Source organism: Paraburkholderia sp. (assembly GCF_035948235.1).
Classification (GTDB): Bacteria; Pseudomonadota; Gammaproteobacteria; order Burkholderiales; family Burkholderiaceae; genus Paraburkholderia.
The window spans coordinates 1-15,173 of sequence record NZ_DASZJJ010000138.1; the positions used below are offsets into that span (position 1 = coordinate 1).

Below are 15,173 nucleotides of genomic sequence, written 5' to 3' on the forward strand. Positions count from 1 at the left end.
TGATCGACCACCTGGTGGGCGCACAACGCGACAACGATGCGGCTGACAAAGAAGCGGCGCGCGACATTGCGCCGGGCGTGCAAACCGGCTTCGCGCAGCACGATGGCGCCGTGGTGGATACGTGGCTCGAGCGTGCGGCAATCGAATTGGCGCTCGTATCGGCGGCGCGATTGCCCGCCGCCGTTCCCGACGGCGCGATTCGCCATGCCGCGCTGCCGCTCAATGCGCTGGGCGCGCCGCGTACCGTATTCTGCTTTCATCCCGGCCACGGAATGATCGGCGATTATCGGACGCTCGCGAAATCGCTCAACGGCGCGGCTACGCTCATTGCGATTCAATCGCCATTCATCCAGCGCGCCGATTGTGATGCCGGATTGGACGTCGATTCAATCGAATCTCTCGCGCTTGAATATGCGAGTTGCATTAAATCGATTCAGCCGTACGGTCCGTATTCACTATTGGGCTGGTCGCTTGGCGGGCGTGTTGCAGTGGCGGTGGCGCACGCACTCTCGCAGGCCGGCGAGCGTTGCGACTTCATCGGCATTGTCGATACGGCCACGCACTGGCTCGCCGACACAGCCGACCCCACGCTCAGCGAGGGGAAGACGGCGGCGCAAATACCATTCGACGCCTTCCCGGCAGACGCCGCGCGTGCCGCGCTGATCCGCGCCGCGCTGCGCGCGGACACGCTGCACACGGCCTGGATGGCGCGACACGCGCTACCGGTGCTGGACACGCCGCTGCATGTCTGGCGTGCCACGCGTAACGACGCAGACCCGCTTCGCCGTATGGAATGGGCGCGTCACACGAGCGCCGGCGTCCACGATTACGCCATCGATGCGACGCACGCGGGGATCGTTCATCACCCGTCGTTGCAGAAAACGCTGGCGCAATGGCTCGCTGAAACGCGCTGAATCCGCGGCCCAACTTTCATGTTCCATACAACAGGAAAATTACTTTTGAATAGAAATGCGAGTCATTCCCATTTAGAGTATCATTTGCTGCGCTGCGAAGGCATATAGAAAAAAGCAAAGTTTGGCAGTTGGACATTCTTGGAGTTTGAATAAATGAAGGTAAAAGGCTACGGGAAGCGGGCAGTGGCGTGCGGGCGAGCAGGGGCGCCGCGCTTCCGTCAGGGTTACGTGATGATCATGATGGGCGTGATGGGGACAATCGCGCATGCGCAGCAGACGGCGCAGACCACGGATACGACAGCACAGACGGCGACGCAGACCAAAGACGGCAGCACGCTGCCCGCCGTGCAGGTCAAGGGCACGGCGCTTCAGGATCCGCAGGGCCCGGGCGTGGGCTATGTGGCGACGCGATCGAAGACGGGTTCGAAGACCGATTCGGCGATCATCGACAATCCGCAATCGATTTCCACGGTCACCCGCCAGCAGATGGACGATCAGGGCGTGCAGACCGTCGACCAGGCGCTGCGCTACACCACCGGCGTCTACACCCAGGACGGCACCGATGTGCGCTTCGACCAGTTGCGCGCGCGCGGCTTCGATATGGACTCCTATATGGACGGCCTCGCGCTGTTCCAGTCGCCGCGCTTCGCGACGCCGCGTATCGATCCCTACCTGATGGACCGCATCGACGTACTGTTCGGGCCGTCCTCGGTGTTGTACGGTCAGGGTAGCCCCGGCGGCATGGTCAACTATGTGAGCAAACTGCCGACCGAAACGCCGTATCACGAGATCGAAGCGGTGATCGGCAATCACAACAACTACCAGCTTGGCTTTGACTTCAGCGGCCCGCTCGACAAGGACGGCACGGTGCTGTACCGCCTCACCGGTATCGGCCGCGATTCGGAAACCCAGGTTAGCGACATCAAGGACCAGCGCATTGCGATTGCGCCGTCCATCACGATCAAGCCCGATCACAACACCAGCCTGACGCTGCAAGCCGGTTATCAGCGCGACCCGAACGGCGGCCTGTTCAATCCGATTACCGCGAGCGGCACGATCTGGAGCAATCCTAACGGTCAATTGGGCCCGGACAAGTACTTTGGCGACCCGAACACCGACGGCATGCATCGCACGCAATACTGGTTCGGTTATCAGTTCCAGCACGCGTTCAACGATACGTGGAGCGTGTCGCAGAATCTGCGTTACCTGCATATCGACGAGCGCTATTACCAGACTTCGGTGACGAGCAATCTCACCAATAACAACACGGCCTACATGTGGGGCAATGTCGATAACGAGCACTGGAGCCAGTTTCAGGTCGACACGCACGCGCAGGCCAAATTCGCCACCGGCCCGGTCGACCATACCGTGCTGTTTGGCGTCGACTATCGCCGGGTGCTGGGCGGCGACGACATGGGCGGCGGCCTCGCGGGCACGCTCAATCTGTACAACCCGGACTATTCGTCGCTCACGACGATCCTGCCGACCGAGCGCGTCGATTATTCGCTGAGCCAGATCGGCGTGTATGCGCAGGACGAAATGCGCTACAAGCGCTGGGTCTTCACGGTCGGCATTCGCGAGGACTATGCGGGCACCAATCAGGAAGACGCGGGGGCGGTCAGCCACGCCAACGACCACGCCTTCACCTGGCGCGCGGGCCTTGCCTATGAGTTCGACAACGGCGTCGTGCCTTACGTCAGCTATGCGCGTTCGTTCGAACCGGTGCTCGGATCGACGGAAGGCGGCTCGCCGTTCGTGCCGACCACCGGCAAGCAGGTGGAAGTGGGCGTGCGTTACCAGCCGAAGGGCTATGCGGGCTACTTCCGCGTGTCCGCCTACGATCTGCGCCAGAACAACGTGGCGACCACCGATCCGACCAACGCGAACTACCAGGTGCAGACCGGCCAGGTGCGCTCGCGCGGTATCGAAACCGAAGCGCATGTGAACGTCACCGACGACCTCAAGCTGATCGCGTCGTACACGTATCTGAACCAGGTCGTGACCGAGGACACGACCTACGAAGGCAAGCGTCCGACCATCTCGCCGCGTCATAACGCAGCGTTGTGGGCCGACTACACTTTCCATCGCGGTCCGCTGCGTAACTTCGGTCTGGGCGGCGGCATTCGCTACATGAGCAGTTCGGAAGGCAACAGCGCGAACACCTTCGAAGTGCCTGCACGCACGCTGGTGGATCTGGCGTTCCACTACGACTGGCAGAACTGGAGATTGGGCCTGAACATCAACAACCTGTTCAACCACGAATACATCTCCTACTGCACCAACACGTTCTACTGCTATTGGGGCGCGACGCGTTCCATCGTGGGTACGGCGCGTTACACCTGGTGAGCGTAGTCAGTGGTAAAGATCGCCGATACGCTTGTTGAGGCCACGCAGATGCGCCCGGACGACACCGGGCGTGTCTGCGATAGCGGGCGCCGCCGCGCACTGGCCAGACTGGCCGCGTGCATGGCGGCGCCCGCCTGCCTGTTGCCGCCGTGGCGTGCGGCATTCGCCGATGATGTTGCGCACACAACCTTTGGCGCGGCGCGCCGCGTCGTCGTACTCGACTGGGACCTCACGGAAATCGTGCTTTCGCTCGGCCTTGTGCCGGTGGGCGTCGCGCGGCCGTTGTGGTACAGGAATCTCAACAGCGTGCCGCCGCTACCCGCACAGGTAGTGGATACGGGGCTGCTGTTCCAGCCGAATTTCGAGGTCCTGCACGCGTTGCGGCCGGACCTCATCATCATTACCAACTGGCACGAGATGTTGCGGACGCAACTGGAAAAGATCGCGCCGACGCTCAGCGTGACCATTTACCAGTCCGGCCAGGCGGTGCTGCCGGGCCTGCGCGAACAGACGCTGCGTCTTGGCACTGCGCTTGACCGTACGGCCCAGGCCGAAGCGCTGCTTGCGCGCCTGGACGGCACGCTCGCGCGTTGCGCGCGGCGTCTGGCCGATGCAGACTCGACCGGCGCGGCCCGTCGCGCGCCGCTGTTCCTGCTCCGGCCCATCGATGGCCGCCACGTCACCGTGTATGGAGCGCGCAGCCTGTTTGGCGGCGTCGCGGGCAAGCTAGGCTTGCGCAACGCCTGGCAGGGCAGCACCGATATCCAGGGCATGGCCCAGACCGATCTCGCCGAACTGGCGACCGCGCCCGATGCGCGCGCGATCCTCAACGGCGCGCCGCTGCCCAATGTCGCCAGCGATCTGGCCGACAGCCCGCTATGGCGCGGCTTGCCCTTTGTCGCTGGGCGCAAGCTCGCCACCACGACGGCGATTGCGCCGACCGGCGGCCCCATGTCCGCAATGCGTTTCGCCGATGCGCTCACCGACGTTTTGACGGAGGCGCAATCGTGACCCGCGTATCCGAACCGCGTTTCGACGTGCCGTCGCAGCTTGCGGCCGGGCGTGCGCGCCACGCCGGCTGGCTGCCGTTTACGCTGGCCGTGCTGACCGCGCTGCTGGCCGTACACACGATATCGGCCTGGCTGCCGCCGGGGGAATGGTTTGCCTCGTCGGCTTCGTTGTCTGCCTCGCACGCGGATACGGCGCTCCAGCTCAAGCGGCTGGTCGTCTGGTATGCGTGGCTGCCGCGTTTTGCGGTGTCCTTGCTCGCGGGCGCGGCGCTCGCGTATGCGGGTGTGCTGTTCCAGCAGGTGCTACGCAATCCGCTGGCGGAGCCGTTGACGCTTGGCGTCGCGGCGGGCGGTCATCTTGCGTTGACGGCGGCGGCGATCTGGGTGCCCGCGTGGCTTGCCGGCATGCGCTTCACGGTGACGCTGTGCGGCGCCGTCGGGGCAATGCTCATCACGCTCGCGCTCACGCGCAAGAAGCGCTTTGCGCCAGTGGCTGTGATTCTCGCTGGGATGGTAGTGAATCTGTATTGCGGCGCGGTCGGCGTGATCCTGACGGTCGCCTATGAACGCCAGCTGATTTCCGTGTTCATCTGGGGCGGCGGATCGCTGAGCCAGAACGGCTGGGACAGCTTCCTGTGGCTGCTGCCGCGCGTGGTGGGCGCGGTGCTGGTGTCGGCGTTGCTGGTGCGTCCGCTCACGTTGCTGTCGCTCGGCGACGAAGGCGCGAGCCAGCTTGGCCTGCCGCTCGCGTGGACGCGCGGCGCGGCGCTGGGCGCGGCGGTGCTGCTCAGCGCGTTTGTCGTGAGTTCGGTCGGCGTGATCGGTTTCGTCGGGCTGGCCGGACCCGCGCTCGTGCGCCTGGCCGGTGCGAGAACGTTGCGTGCGCAATTGATGGCCGGGCCGTTGACCGGCGCGCTGTTGCTCGCGCTGACCGATCAGCTCGTGCAGTGTCTGCCGGGCGTCGCCGGCGATCTGCTGCCGACTGGCGCGGCCACCGCGCTGCTCGGCGGCCCGCTGCTGCTGTTTCTGCTGCGCAAAATGCCGACGGACGGCACGCTCTCTGCACGCGACGACGCAACCCCTGCGCCACGCCGCGATCCGCGCCGCGTTAGCGTGGCGTTGTTCGTCGCGCTGCTGCTTGCGGTGTTCGTCTCGCTGCATCTGTCGCAAAGCGTGCAGGGCTGGAGCTGGGACACCGGCACGCAGTGGCGCGAACTGGTGGGCTGGCGCTGGGCGCGCATGCTCGCCTCTGGCGCGGCGGGCGTCATGCTCGCGCTCGCGGGCGTGCTTCTGCAACGCACCAGCGGCAACCCGATGGCGAGTCCCGAATTGCTTGGCGTGAGCGGCGGAGCGATGCTCGGACTGATGGCCGTGGCGCTCTTCGTGGCCGCGCCGACAACCACGCAACTGCTGGGAGCCTCGGGTGTTGGCGCACTCGCTGCGCTCGCGCTGATGCTGGCGCTCAGCCGCAAGCACGGGTTCGCCCCCGGCTATCTGCTGCTCGTGGGCGTGGCAATCAGCGGCTTTTCGCAGTCGGTGATTGCGCTCGCGACCGCCAGCGGCGGGGCGTATTCGTTCCTGCTGCGCAGCGTGACGATGGGCTCGACCTACCTGATGACACCGTCGATCGCGCTCACGGCTGCGCTCTGGGCCGTAGCCGGTTACGCGGCTGCCTCGTTGTGCGGCCGCTGGCTCGATATCCTGCCGCTGGGCGGCGCGGTGACCGATGCGCTCGGCGTCGATAGCCGGCGCGCGCGCCTCGTGGTGCTGCTGCTTTCGGCGTTGCTGACGGCGGGCGCGACCGTGGTGATCGGGCCGCTTTCGTTCGTCGGCCTGATGGCGCCGCATCTTGCGCGCCTGCTGGGCTTTCCACGCGCCCGCGCGCAGATGATCGTCGCGGCGCTGATCGGCGCGCTGGTGATGGTGGTGGCCGACTGGTTCGGCCGCAACCTGATCTTTCCGCAGCAGATGCCCGCCGGCATTCTGGCGATGCTGATTGGCGGCCCCTATCTGTTGTGGTTGCTGCGCCGTTGATCCGCCAGCCGCCATTCAATCCTTACTCCCGATCTTATTCCCGAGCAAACAGGAACCGATGACCCGAACCCTCCGATTCGCCATGCTGCTTCCGGCGAGCGCGCTGCTGATGGCCGCTTGTGCAACTCAACAGAATGCCGGCGCGAGGGACGCGGGTCCCCGCGAGCAGGATCATCGCGTGCAGATCGTGCGTACGGCCGAAGGCACACCGCATATCCGCGCGTCGAACTGGCAGGATCTGGGCTATGGCTACGGCTATGTGCAGGCCCAGGACGAACTCTGCACGATGGCGCAGGCGTTCACTACCTACCGGGGCGAGCGTTCGAAGTATTTCGGCGGGGACGGGCACGCCGATTCGACATCGTCGTTCGGCATGCCGCGCAATCTCGACGCTGATTTTTTCTTCCGCTTCATGCTGGACGACGCGGCGGTGGCGCGCTATCGCGCGGCGCAGCCCGCGCATATGCAGAAGCTTGTGAACGGATTCGCGCAAGGATACGACCGCTATATCGGCGAGCTTGCGCATGGCGAACACGCCGGTGCGCAGACGCTATGCCGCGGCAAGCCCTGGATTACGCCGATTTCCGCCGACGATGTGTATCGACGCTTGATGGCGGCGATGCTGGCGGGCGGGGCTACGCGCTTTATCGACGCCATTGCACGTGCGCATCCGCCTGAGAGCACGGCTTTGCCCGCTTCCGCGCCCGCTGCCGCAGCCGATACGCCGCGTAGCGCCAATGTCACGCTGGCGTCCTCGCAATTCGAAGTCGGCGGCGGTCATGGCATCGGCAGCAATGCGCTTGCGTTCGGCGCGGGCAAAACGCACGACGGCCACAGTCTGCTGTTCGGCAACCCGCACTGGTTCTGGCGCGGCCCCGATCGCTTCTACCAGGCACAACTGACGATTCCGGGGCAGCTTGACGTGGCCGGGGTGTCGTTTCTCGGCGTGCCGGTGATCGTGATCGGCTTCAATCGCGATGTGGCGTGGACGCATACGGTGTCCACGGCGCGGCGCTTTGGCATCTTCGAGCTGAAACTCGTGCCGGGCCATCCGACGCAGTATCTCTACGATGGCCGCGTGCAGTCTCTCGACGCCGTGCCCGTGACGGTGCAGGTGCGCAATGCGGACGGCACGCTTGCGCCGGTGACGCGCACGCTGTATCGCTCGCGCTTTGGCCCGCTGGTCGATCTGTCGTCGATGGCGAAGCCGCTGCAATGGAGCGATACGCGCGCGTTCGCGCTGTGGGATGTGAACGCCAATAACGCCGAAGCGTTCGAAAACTTCCTGGAGTGGGGCCGGGCCGATTCGCTGGATGCGTTCATCGCGACGCAAAAGCGCTTCGCGGCGATGCCGTGGGTCAATACCGTGGCGATTGGCCGTAACGATCCGCGCGTCTGGTACGCCGATATCGGCGCCGTGCCGAATGTGCCCGACGCGCTGGCCGCGCGCTGCACCACGGCGTTGGGCCACGCATTCGACGCGAAGGTGCCGGGTGTGCCGTTCTTCGACGGCAGCCAGCCGGCATGCGCATGGAACGGCGCCTTCGGCGCAACGCCCGAACGGCTCCCGGCACAGGCAATGCCGGGCCTGCTGCGCGACGACTATGTCGGAAATTTCAACGGCAGCTTCTGGCTGAGCAATCCGGCCGCGCCACTCATCGGCTACCCGAAGATCATGGGCGAAACCGCCACGCCGCAATCGCTGCGCACGCGGCTTGGCCACACGATCGCCGCGCAACTGCTGGCGCAACCGGGCGGCGTGACGCGCGAGGCGCTGGAGCGGCGCGTGCTCGACAGCGAGTCGATGTCCGCCACGCTGATGCGCAAGCCCGTGCTCGACGCGTTGTGCGCGACGGGTCAGCGTGCGCCGCTGGTCTCGTTGACGGATATGGCGAACACAACCACGGACACGGTCGATCTCGCCGAAGCCTGCAAGGTGCTGCGCGCCTGGGACGGCAGCGGCAATGCCGACGCGCGCGGCGCGAATCTGTGGGATGCGTTCTGGCGCGAGGCGAGCAGGATTCCGGCGCAGCAGTTGTACGCGACACCGTTCGATCCGGCGCGGCCGCTCGATACGCCAGCCGGCCTCAAGGCCGACGATCCGGCCTTGGCGCAGGCGCTGGCGAAGGCGGTCGTGGCGATGTCGAAAGCCGGACTCGCGCTCGACTCCACACGCTCGCAGCAGCTTTATTCGCAACGCGGCGATGTGCGTTATCCCTTGTACGGTGGCTGCGATTTCGCGGGTTATTTCACGTCTGCGTGTCTGGAGGGCATGATCCCGCGCAGCGCATCCACGCCCGATGGCGATCTGCATGGCAACAGCTATGTGCAGGTCGTGTCGTTCGGAGAACACGGCCCGCAAGCCGACACGATGCTGGCGCCTTCTGAAGCCGATGATCCGGCTTCGCCCAACTACGCCGAAGGCACGGCGCGCTACGCGCACAAAACGTGGACGCGATTCCTGTTCGATCAGGCGGCGGCTGAGGCGGCCGAGGGAAGTCGCACCGAGGTGCTCGATAGCCGCAACTGAGTGTGCGAGCCCGCGCGGAAGCCGCGGGCTGTCTGCCCATAGGGCCTGCTTAGTCTGCTTAGGCGATCTGCTCGTAACTGCGCCAGCCGACCGCATCGATGGCCCGCAAGGGCTCATGGGTGGCGACGGCTGCGCAGATCTGCCCCGGCATCGGCACTTCGACAATATGGGCGCTGCTGGCGTCACAACTGGCCTGCAGCGCCGTATTGCCCATCAGTTCGAAATCGAGGGTTGATGATGTGAACGCGTCCACGCCCGCGAGTGACAGCACGCTGTCCCGACGCGATTGGTCGCGGGTCCTGTTCTGGATTGCATCGTCATCCAAAGTAACGGGGCGCACATCGGGAAGCGCGACGCTCATGCCGAAATCCTGGCCGCTCATACCGAGCAGAACCCAGATCCCGGCATAGGCCATCCTGATGCACAGCTTTTGACGCGGCGCTGGCGCGATGAGCTGCGGCTGCGCATGGGCATCGTCGTCGAGGTCGATTTGCGCGGGCGGGCAGTCGAGCATGACCGACAGGATGTTGCGCAGCACCGCGCGGGAAACGAGGTAGCGCTTCGCGATGGCCGAACTCGGGCTGCGTGCAGCGCGATTCTGTTCGTCGCGCGAGATATGAAAGGGAAACGAGGCGCGGCTCGCCGAACCCCACTCAGCGCGAAATCGCCAGAGCGTCAACTCGTTGGCTGTGGGCAGGCGCTGATGACGAAATTCGATCTCATCAAACTTCCAGGGGACGAAGCGCAAATCGGGAGTGTGATGCACAGCGTAAATTTCAGATTGCGCCATGGCGTCTCTTGATGGTTGGATCGGCATGCGTCCTCATTGGCATTCCTTACCAGATTTTACGGATTGCGACGACAACGTTTGCCGGTCGATGAAAGAGAGCGCCGCGGCGCGGAACAAACAGATCAAATGGACGAACTGCCGAGCCATTCACGCACATGATTCGTGCGCGGCGGGCGAAACGCCGTGCGTTCCTGCGATTTCGGCGTGCCGATAAACAGGAAGCCGAGCAGTTTGTCGGTGGGTTCGAAATCGAGCGCGGCTTTGAGTTTTTCGTCGTAGGTGTCGATACCGGTTGCCCAGAAGCCGCCATAACCGAGCGCATGAATCGCATTGAGCATGTTCATTGTGGCCGCGCCCACGCTAAGCATCTGTTCGAGTTCGGGAATCGGGCCGCTGCTTGCAATCGATGCGCCGAGGGCGACGATGACCGGTGCGGCAAAGGCCTTCTCGCGCCGATGTGCATGCGAGGAGCGCGGCGTGCCGGGTTCGCGCGCGGCGGCGACATCGACGAGAATCTCGCCAAGCTCGGCGCGCGCTTCGCCGCGAATAAAGGCAAAGCGCCACGGACGTAGGCGGCCGTGGTCCGGCGCGCGCAAGGCGGCGTCAAAGATCAGGTCGAGTTCGGCATCGCCCGGACCCGGCTCGATGAGCGGCCACGCCGATTGTCTCGCGAGCAGGGTTTCGAAAAAGGACTCGCGCGCGGGCGAGGCGAGGTTCGCTGCACGATTTTCCGTCGTCGGGGTAACGGGCATATCCATAACTTGATCCGGTTGAAGAAACGAACCTTATGATGATCAAAATTCAATGTATTTGCAAATGATTCTCATTCAATTGCATTTTGCATCAGGTTGATTTATGCTGGCGCGATGGAAGATCTATCTGGCGACGAACGGCGGTGGGAGAGCAGCGGCGCATCGCGCGCGGTGCGCCTGATGGCGCGCGGGCGCTGGCCGGATGAGATCGACGTCTGGCAACTACGCTTTGATTTTGCGGGCGCGCTTGCCGAAGACATGCCGTTCCTGGACGCCGCCGAGCGAGCAAGGGCTGCGCGCTTTTTGCGCCTGCCGGACCGGATTCGTTCAGCGGCGACGCGTTCCGTGCTGCGCGAACTGCTGGGCGGCTACCTGAACATGAATCCCGCCGATGTCCCGCTTGTCGTCTCCAGCCGGGGCAAGCCGATGCTGGCCGATTTGCGCCACGATGCGCTGTCGTTCAACGTCTCGCATTCGGGCGATCACGCGCTGATCGCGGTATCGCGGCGGCATGTCGTAGGCGTGGATATCGAACGCATCAATCCCGCCATCGACTGGCGCGGACTTGCCAGGCTCGTGTGTACGCCGCTTGAAAAGCAGGCGATCGAAGCATCGCCGTTAGCGCTTCAACCCGCGCAATTTTTCCGCTGCTGGACGGCCAAGGAAGCGTTGCTCAAGGCGCTCGGCCTGGGCATCACCGAAGGACTGCTGGCGCTGCGCGTGGACCTGCACGCAGCAATACCGGCCGGGCCGCCGCAAGTGGCCGAAGGCGCGCACGCATTCGACGGCGCGCGCTCGATGCATTATCGCTGGATAGAAGACATCGACGGTTATCCCGGCTGTCTCGCCTTCAATAGCGCCTGATTGGCGAATATCGCGTCAGGCGAATTTGCCGGAGCGAATCGAGCGGATAAACCGGCTCGCGAGCAACCAGACAGGATTTTCCTTCTGCATGAAGCCGAACAGAAAAATCAGGCAGCCGATCAGCGCGGTCGCGCCTCTGTCGAAGAAGGGCGCGCCGGCAAGCATCCCCGTCACGCCGATCGCGGCAATGCACGAGGATATCGAATCCACGCCGGTATGCCGGGCGCTTGCACGCAGGACGCCCGCATAGTTCGCGTGGCCGTGTTTTTCGGCCTGTGCCGCCGTCCACTTCAGATAGCCATACAGGCAGCCTTTGACGAGAAAACTCGCAAGAGCAATCACGAGCGAATACAGCGTGACGTGGCGGATGGTGTCGTCGCCCTGATTGAATGGCGCAAAAAAACTGACCAGAAGAAATTCGGCGCCCACCGCCATTACCATCAGGCTGGCAAACGCGGCCACGACGGGCAGCAGATGTTTGCGGTGGCCGTTGGGGTTGTGGTGCACCCAGAAGATCGCGGCTGCCACCAGGGCGTCGGTGAGGACGTCCATCAAGCTGTGCGCGCCGTCCGCCACCATCGCGTTAGAGCCCGATGTCCAGCCGGCCCACACCTGGAAACCCATCAGCACGAGATTGACGAGCAGGGTGACGAGGGACGCTCGCTTGAGCGTTTTCATAGTGTGCACGCGCGCAACCAATAACCGTGGAATCGCAATAGCGAAGAGCCGCTAGCGTATCGAGGTCAGATTGCAGGCCGGTGACAACACGCGCGTGTCATGTTGCGGGATGCGGCCATTCAGGCCGCTAGGCGTTCAACGAAGCGAGCAGCCGCTCGATTTCAATGAGTTGAACTTTCGACAATTGATGGCTTTGCACAATGTCCTGCAAGCGCTTGCGCCAATAGGCCGGCGGCAAGCCCGAGGCGTTCATTTCCTGCGCGGATAAACGCCCGACCAACGACTTGATGTGCCGCAGATCGTCATTAGCAAGTTTCAAAGAATGCGCGCCGGATAATTTCGGACTCGCGCCAATATTTAAACCCCCTTCCGACATCATTCCCATTGTTTTTCCGCCTCGGCAAGCATCCGACGCGCATGCACTGCGCGCGTGGCTGGCCTTGTGGCGTCCTGTTTGCGGGTGTGTAGGTCGAGCACCGGGAAACTTCCCTCGGTCCGGTGCGTCGAACGGAGCCGGATTCGTTCGGCTGTACCGAACGTCGTTCGGTAGTGTTATTTATGGTAGGTTCCGCAATAGTGACTGTCAATATCGACCATGCGATGCTGACCATGGGTTCTGGCGGACCGCCATCGAAAATAATCGGCAAAACACGAAATAAAAAATGACACAAGCAGCTCAGACCACTGAAGATCGTTACGCGCTTCGCAGCGTCAGCCGGGCACTCGACGTACTGGAAGCATTGGGAACAGGCGGGAGCGAGGGGCTCACGGTCGCCGAAATCGCAACCGTGATTGGCGTTTCAAAAAGTACGGCATTTGCGTTATTGCAGACGCTGCTCGCCCGCAGCTATGTCATCGATGTGCGGCTAGGCGGCTCGCGTCGCTATCGGCTGGGCTTTGCGCTTGTGCATTTGGGGGACCGCGCGGCGGCTGACGTGGGTGTGTCCCAGCTCGCCATGCCGGTGTTGCGGGAACTGACCGAGGCGACTGGCCTCACGTCGCGGCTCGCGGTGCTCGACGACGATGGCTACGCCGTGGCGATCAATCGTGTTGATGCACCGGGCATCGTGCGAATTGCTTCCGCGCTGGGACAGCGCGAGCTTCCGCATTGCTCCGCGCTTGGCAAGTCGCTAATGGCGCTGCTGCCGCCCGCGCGGGTGGTCAAGCTACTCGCGCATACCGGCATGCCGGAGCGCACCCAATACACCCGCCTGACGCCCGCCGAGCTGATGAAGGATCTGATCCTCGTGGCCGAACGCGGCTATGCCTTCGATGACGAGGAAGACAATATCGGCGTGGTCTGCGTGGGGGCGGCGATTACGAACCGCGACGGCGAGGGCGTCGCGGCAATCAGCGTGACCACGCTCAAGAGCAGCCTGAGCGACGATGATCTGCATGAACTGGGGCGTACGCTGCGTTCATATGCGGAACGCATCAGCGGGATGCTCGGCGCGCAACTGCCGTTAGCCGCGCGCGGCTAACGCGCTATCGATCACCGATTACAGATCACCGAAGCGCATTGACGCGACGGGGCAGGGACTTCATGCCGACTACCTTTGCTGGACTGTTCGATCTTCACGGAGCGAGCAGCTATCTGCCTGATTTGCTGCGCGGCGCGCTCACGAGCCTGGAACTGACGTTCTGCATTCTTGCGCTGAGTTTGCCGTTCGGGCTTGTGCTGGCGATCGCCAGAATCAGCCACGCGCGGCTGCCGCGCATGCTTGCCGCCGCTTATATCGAGCTGATTCGCGGCACACCGGCGCTTTTGCAGCTCTTCTATATTTATTTCGTGCTGCCTTCGTTCGGGCTGCGTTTCGATCCCTTTGTTGCGGGCGTCATCGGGCTTTCGATCAATTACTCGGCTTATCTTGCCGAGGTTTACCGCGCCGGTATCAAGGCGGTGCCGAAGAGCCAGGTCGAAGCCGCGAAGGCGCTCGGTATGTCCAACGCCCAGACGCTCAAGCTGATCGTGCTGCCGCAGGCGCTGCGCATCGTGGTGCCGCCGCTGGGCAATTACGCCATTTCGCTCTTCAAGGATACTTCGCTGGTGTCGATCGTCACGGTCAAGGAACTGATGTTCACCGGGCAGATTATTTCCTCTACGAATTTTCAGTACGCCACCGTCTTTACGATAATCGGCGCGATATATTTGGCTTTCTCGTGGCCGAGCGCCTGGGTCGTGCGCTGGCTGGAGCGCAAGATGGGCGGACCGCGCATGGCGAATCCGCAAGACAGCCGACGCTGAGCGGCAATGTGCTACGAGCGCCGCGACGTTGCGTAAGCAACGAAATCATGGTCGTTACATAACATCGCTTTGCTACGTCGTTTCATCGAGTCGTTTTATTACATCACTAATACCAATTATTCTGGAGAGTGTTGTGCGAAAAACAATACTGGCGTTTGCCGCCATCATCGGGGGCCTGGTTGCGTTGTCCAACGCTTACGCGGACGACAATGGCGGTATTACCGGCGTAAGTTTTCAGGGCGGCGACGGCTCGTATGCGCGCGCGGTCCACGACGGCGTGACACTCGCGATTGCCGCCGATCCACCATCGACCTATCTCGACGATAAAACCCACGCATTCGACGGCGCGGACGTGCGCATCTTCAAGGAGATCACGAAGCGCCTGGGCATCACGAAAGTCACCTGGAACATCATGCCCTTTGACGCGATGATTCCCACGCTGCTTTCCGGGCGCGCAGACATCATCGTCGACAATCTGCACGCCAATCCGCAGCGCCTGAGGGTGGTGGCGTTCACCAGTCCCGCGTACTGGTACGGCTCGGCGATCGCCACGCAGCGCGGCAATCCCCTCAAGATTCACGGTTGGGACGACTTCGCCGGGCATACCGTGGGTACCCTGCGCGGCACCATTAATCATCAACTGCTGGAAGGGCGAAAGGACCTCAAGGAACTCAAGCTCTACACCAGCAGCGAGGCCGAATTCGCGGATCTGATGGCGGGGCGCATCGACGTCGCGATGGAGGACAGTGTCAAGATCGGCATGTTTCTCAAGCAGCATCCAACTTCGGCTATCGAAATGGTGAGCGATTACCGGCCGTTGCCGCAGGAATATGGCTACGCCCGTTATGCGCTGCGCAAAGGCGATGTCGATCTGAACCATGCGGTGTCGCGGGCGCTCGACGAATTGCGCGCCGACGGCACGCTGGCATCGATCCTCAAACAGTTCGGCTATAGCGACCGCAATCTCTGGTATTTCCCGGTGAAAAACTGATCGGACCTGGGCCGGTCGA

Annotated in this window: 13 protein-coding genes; 9 read left to right on the forward strand and 4 right to left on the reverse strand. The window is 63.2% G+C overall.

What is annotated here, in order from left to right; genetic code table 11:
- From VG320_RS12145 to VG320_RS12165, 5 genes are all read left to right on the forward strand, one after another.
- Nucleotides 1-914, forward strand: a 914-nt coding sequence (locus VG320_RS12145) for a thioesterase domain-containing protein (protein ID WP_327200354.1), incomplete at its 5' end; no start/stop codon positions are given.
- Between the two features lie 153 nt (nucleotides 915-1,067).
- Nucleotides 1,068-3,260, forward strand: coding sequence for a TonB-dependent siderophore receptor (locus VG320_RS12150; protein WP_327200355.1), 2,193 nt, complete (start codon nucleotides 1,068-1,070; stop codon nucleotides 3,258-3,260).
- A 9-nt stretch (nucleotides 3,261-3,269) separates the two neighbouring features.
- Nucleotides 3,270-4,271, forward strand: a complete 1,002-nt coding sequence (locus VG320_RS12155; protein WP_327200356.1) for an iron-siderophore ABC transporter substrate-binding protein — start codon at nucleotides 3,270-3,272, stop codon at nucleotides 4,269-4,271.
- Complete coding sequence (fhuB, locus tag VG320_RS12160) at nucleotides 4,268-6,304, forward strand: Fe(3+)-hydroxamate ABC transporter permease FhuB (protein ID WP_327200357.1); 2,037 nt, start codon at nucleotides 4,268-4,270, stop codon at nucleotides 6,302-6,304. Before VG320_RS12155 ends, fhuB begins: the two co-directional genes overlap by 4 nt.
- 58 nt (nucleotides 6,305-6,362) lie before the next feature.
- Nucleotides 6,363-8,834: a penicillin acylase family protein gene (locus VG320_RS12165; RefSeq protein WP_327200358.1), complete on the forward strand. Its 2,472-nt coding sequence runs from the start codon at nucleotides 6,363-6,365 to the stop codon at nucleotides 8,832-8,834.
- 58 nt (nucleotides 8,835-8,892) lie between these two features.
- Here the strand turns inward: VG320_RS12165 and VG320_RS12170 are convergent, their stop codons facing one another.
- Together VG320_RS12170 and VG320_RS12175 are read right to left on the reverse strand one after the other, a co-directional pair.
- Entirely contained in the window at nucleotides 8,893-9,624 is a 732-nt protein-coding gene (locus tag VG320_RS12170; protein ID WP_327200359.1) for a hypothetical protein, read from the reverse strand.
- A gap of 122 nt (nucleotides 9,625-9,746) precedes the next feature.
- The gene (locus tag VG320_RS12175) at nucleotides 9,747-10,382 is read right to left on the reverse strand and encodes a nitroreductase (RefSeq protein ID WP_327200360.1); all 636 of its coding nucleotides are present in this window, start codon (nucleotides 10,380-10,382) and stop codon (nucleotides 9,747-9,749) included.
- Nucleotides 10,383-10,490: 108 nt separating this feature from the next.
- Here VG320_RS12175 and VG320_RS12180 point away from each other — a divergent pair, with 108 nt between their 5' ends.
- A complete protein-coding gene (locus VG320_RS12180; protein ID WP_327200361.1) occupies nucleotides 10,491-11,240 on the forward strand; it encodes a 4'-phosphopantetheinyl transferase family protein in 750 nt (249 codons plus the stop codon).
- Between the two features lie 15 nt (nucleotides 11,241-11,255).
- Here VG320_RS12180 and VG320_RS12185 read toward each other — a convergent pair whose 3' ends face one another.
- A complete protein-coding gene (locus tag VG320_RS12185) occupies nucleotides 11,256-11,918 on the reverse strand; it encodes a cation diffusion facilitator family transporter (protein WP_327200362.1) in 663 nt (220 codons plus the stop codon).
- A 127-nt stretch (nucleotides 11,919-12,045) separates the two neighbouring features.
- Entirely contained in the window at nucleotides 12,046-12,303 is a 258-nt protein-coding gene (locus VG320_RS12190; RefSeq protein ID WP_327200363.1) for a hypothetical protein, read from the reverse strand.
- Nucleotides 12,304-12,580: 277 nt separating this feature from the next.
- Between VG320_RS12190 and VG320_RS12195 the strand changes: the two genes are divergently transcribed.
- The 3 genes from VG320_RS12195 to VG320_RS12205 all read left to right on the forward strand — a co-directional run bounded on the left by VG320_RS12195 (nucleotide 12,581) and on the right by VG320_RS12205 (nucleotide 15,154).
- On the forward strand, nucleotides 12,581-13,399 hold the full coding sequence (locus VG320_RS12195) for an IclR family transcriptional regulator (RefSeq protein ID WP_327200364.1): 819 nt from the start codon (nucleotides 12,581-12,583) through the stop codon (nucleotides 13,397-13,399).
- A gap of 62 nt (nucleotides 13,400-13,461) precedes the next feature.
- Entirely contained in the window at nucleotides 13,462-14,163 is a 702-nt protein-coding gene (locus VG320_RS12200; protein WP_327200365.1) for an amino acid ABC transporter permease, read from the forward strand.
- Nucleotides 14,164-14,296: 133 nt separating this feature from the next.
- Complete coding sequence (locus VG320_RS12205) at nucleotides 14,297-15,154, forward strand: ABC transporter substrate-binding protein (protein WP_327200366.1); 858 nt, start codon at nucleotides 14,297-14,299, stop codon at nucleotides 15,152-15,154.
- The last annotated feature ends 19 nt before the right edge of the window (nucleotides 15,155-15,173 follow it).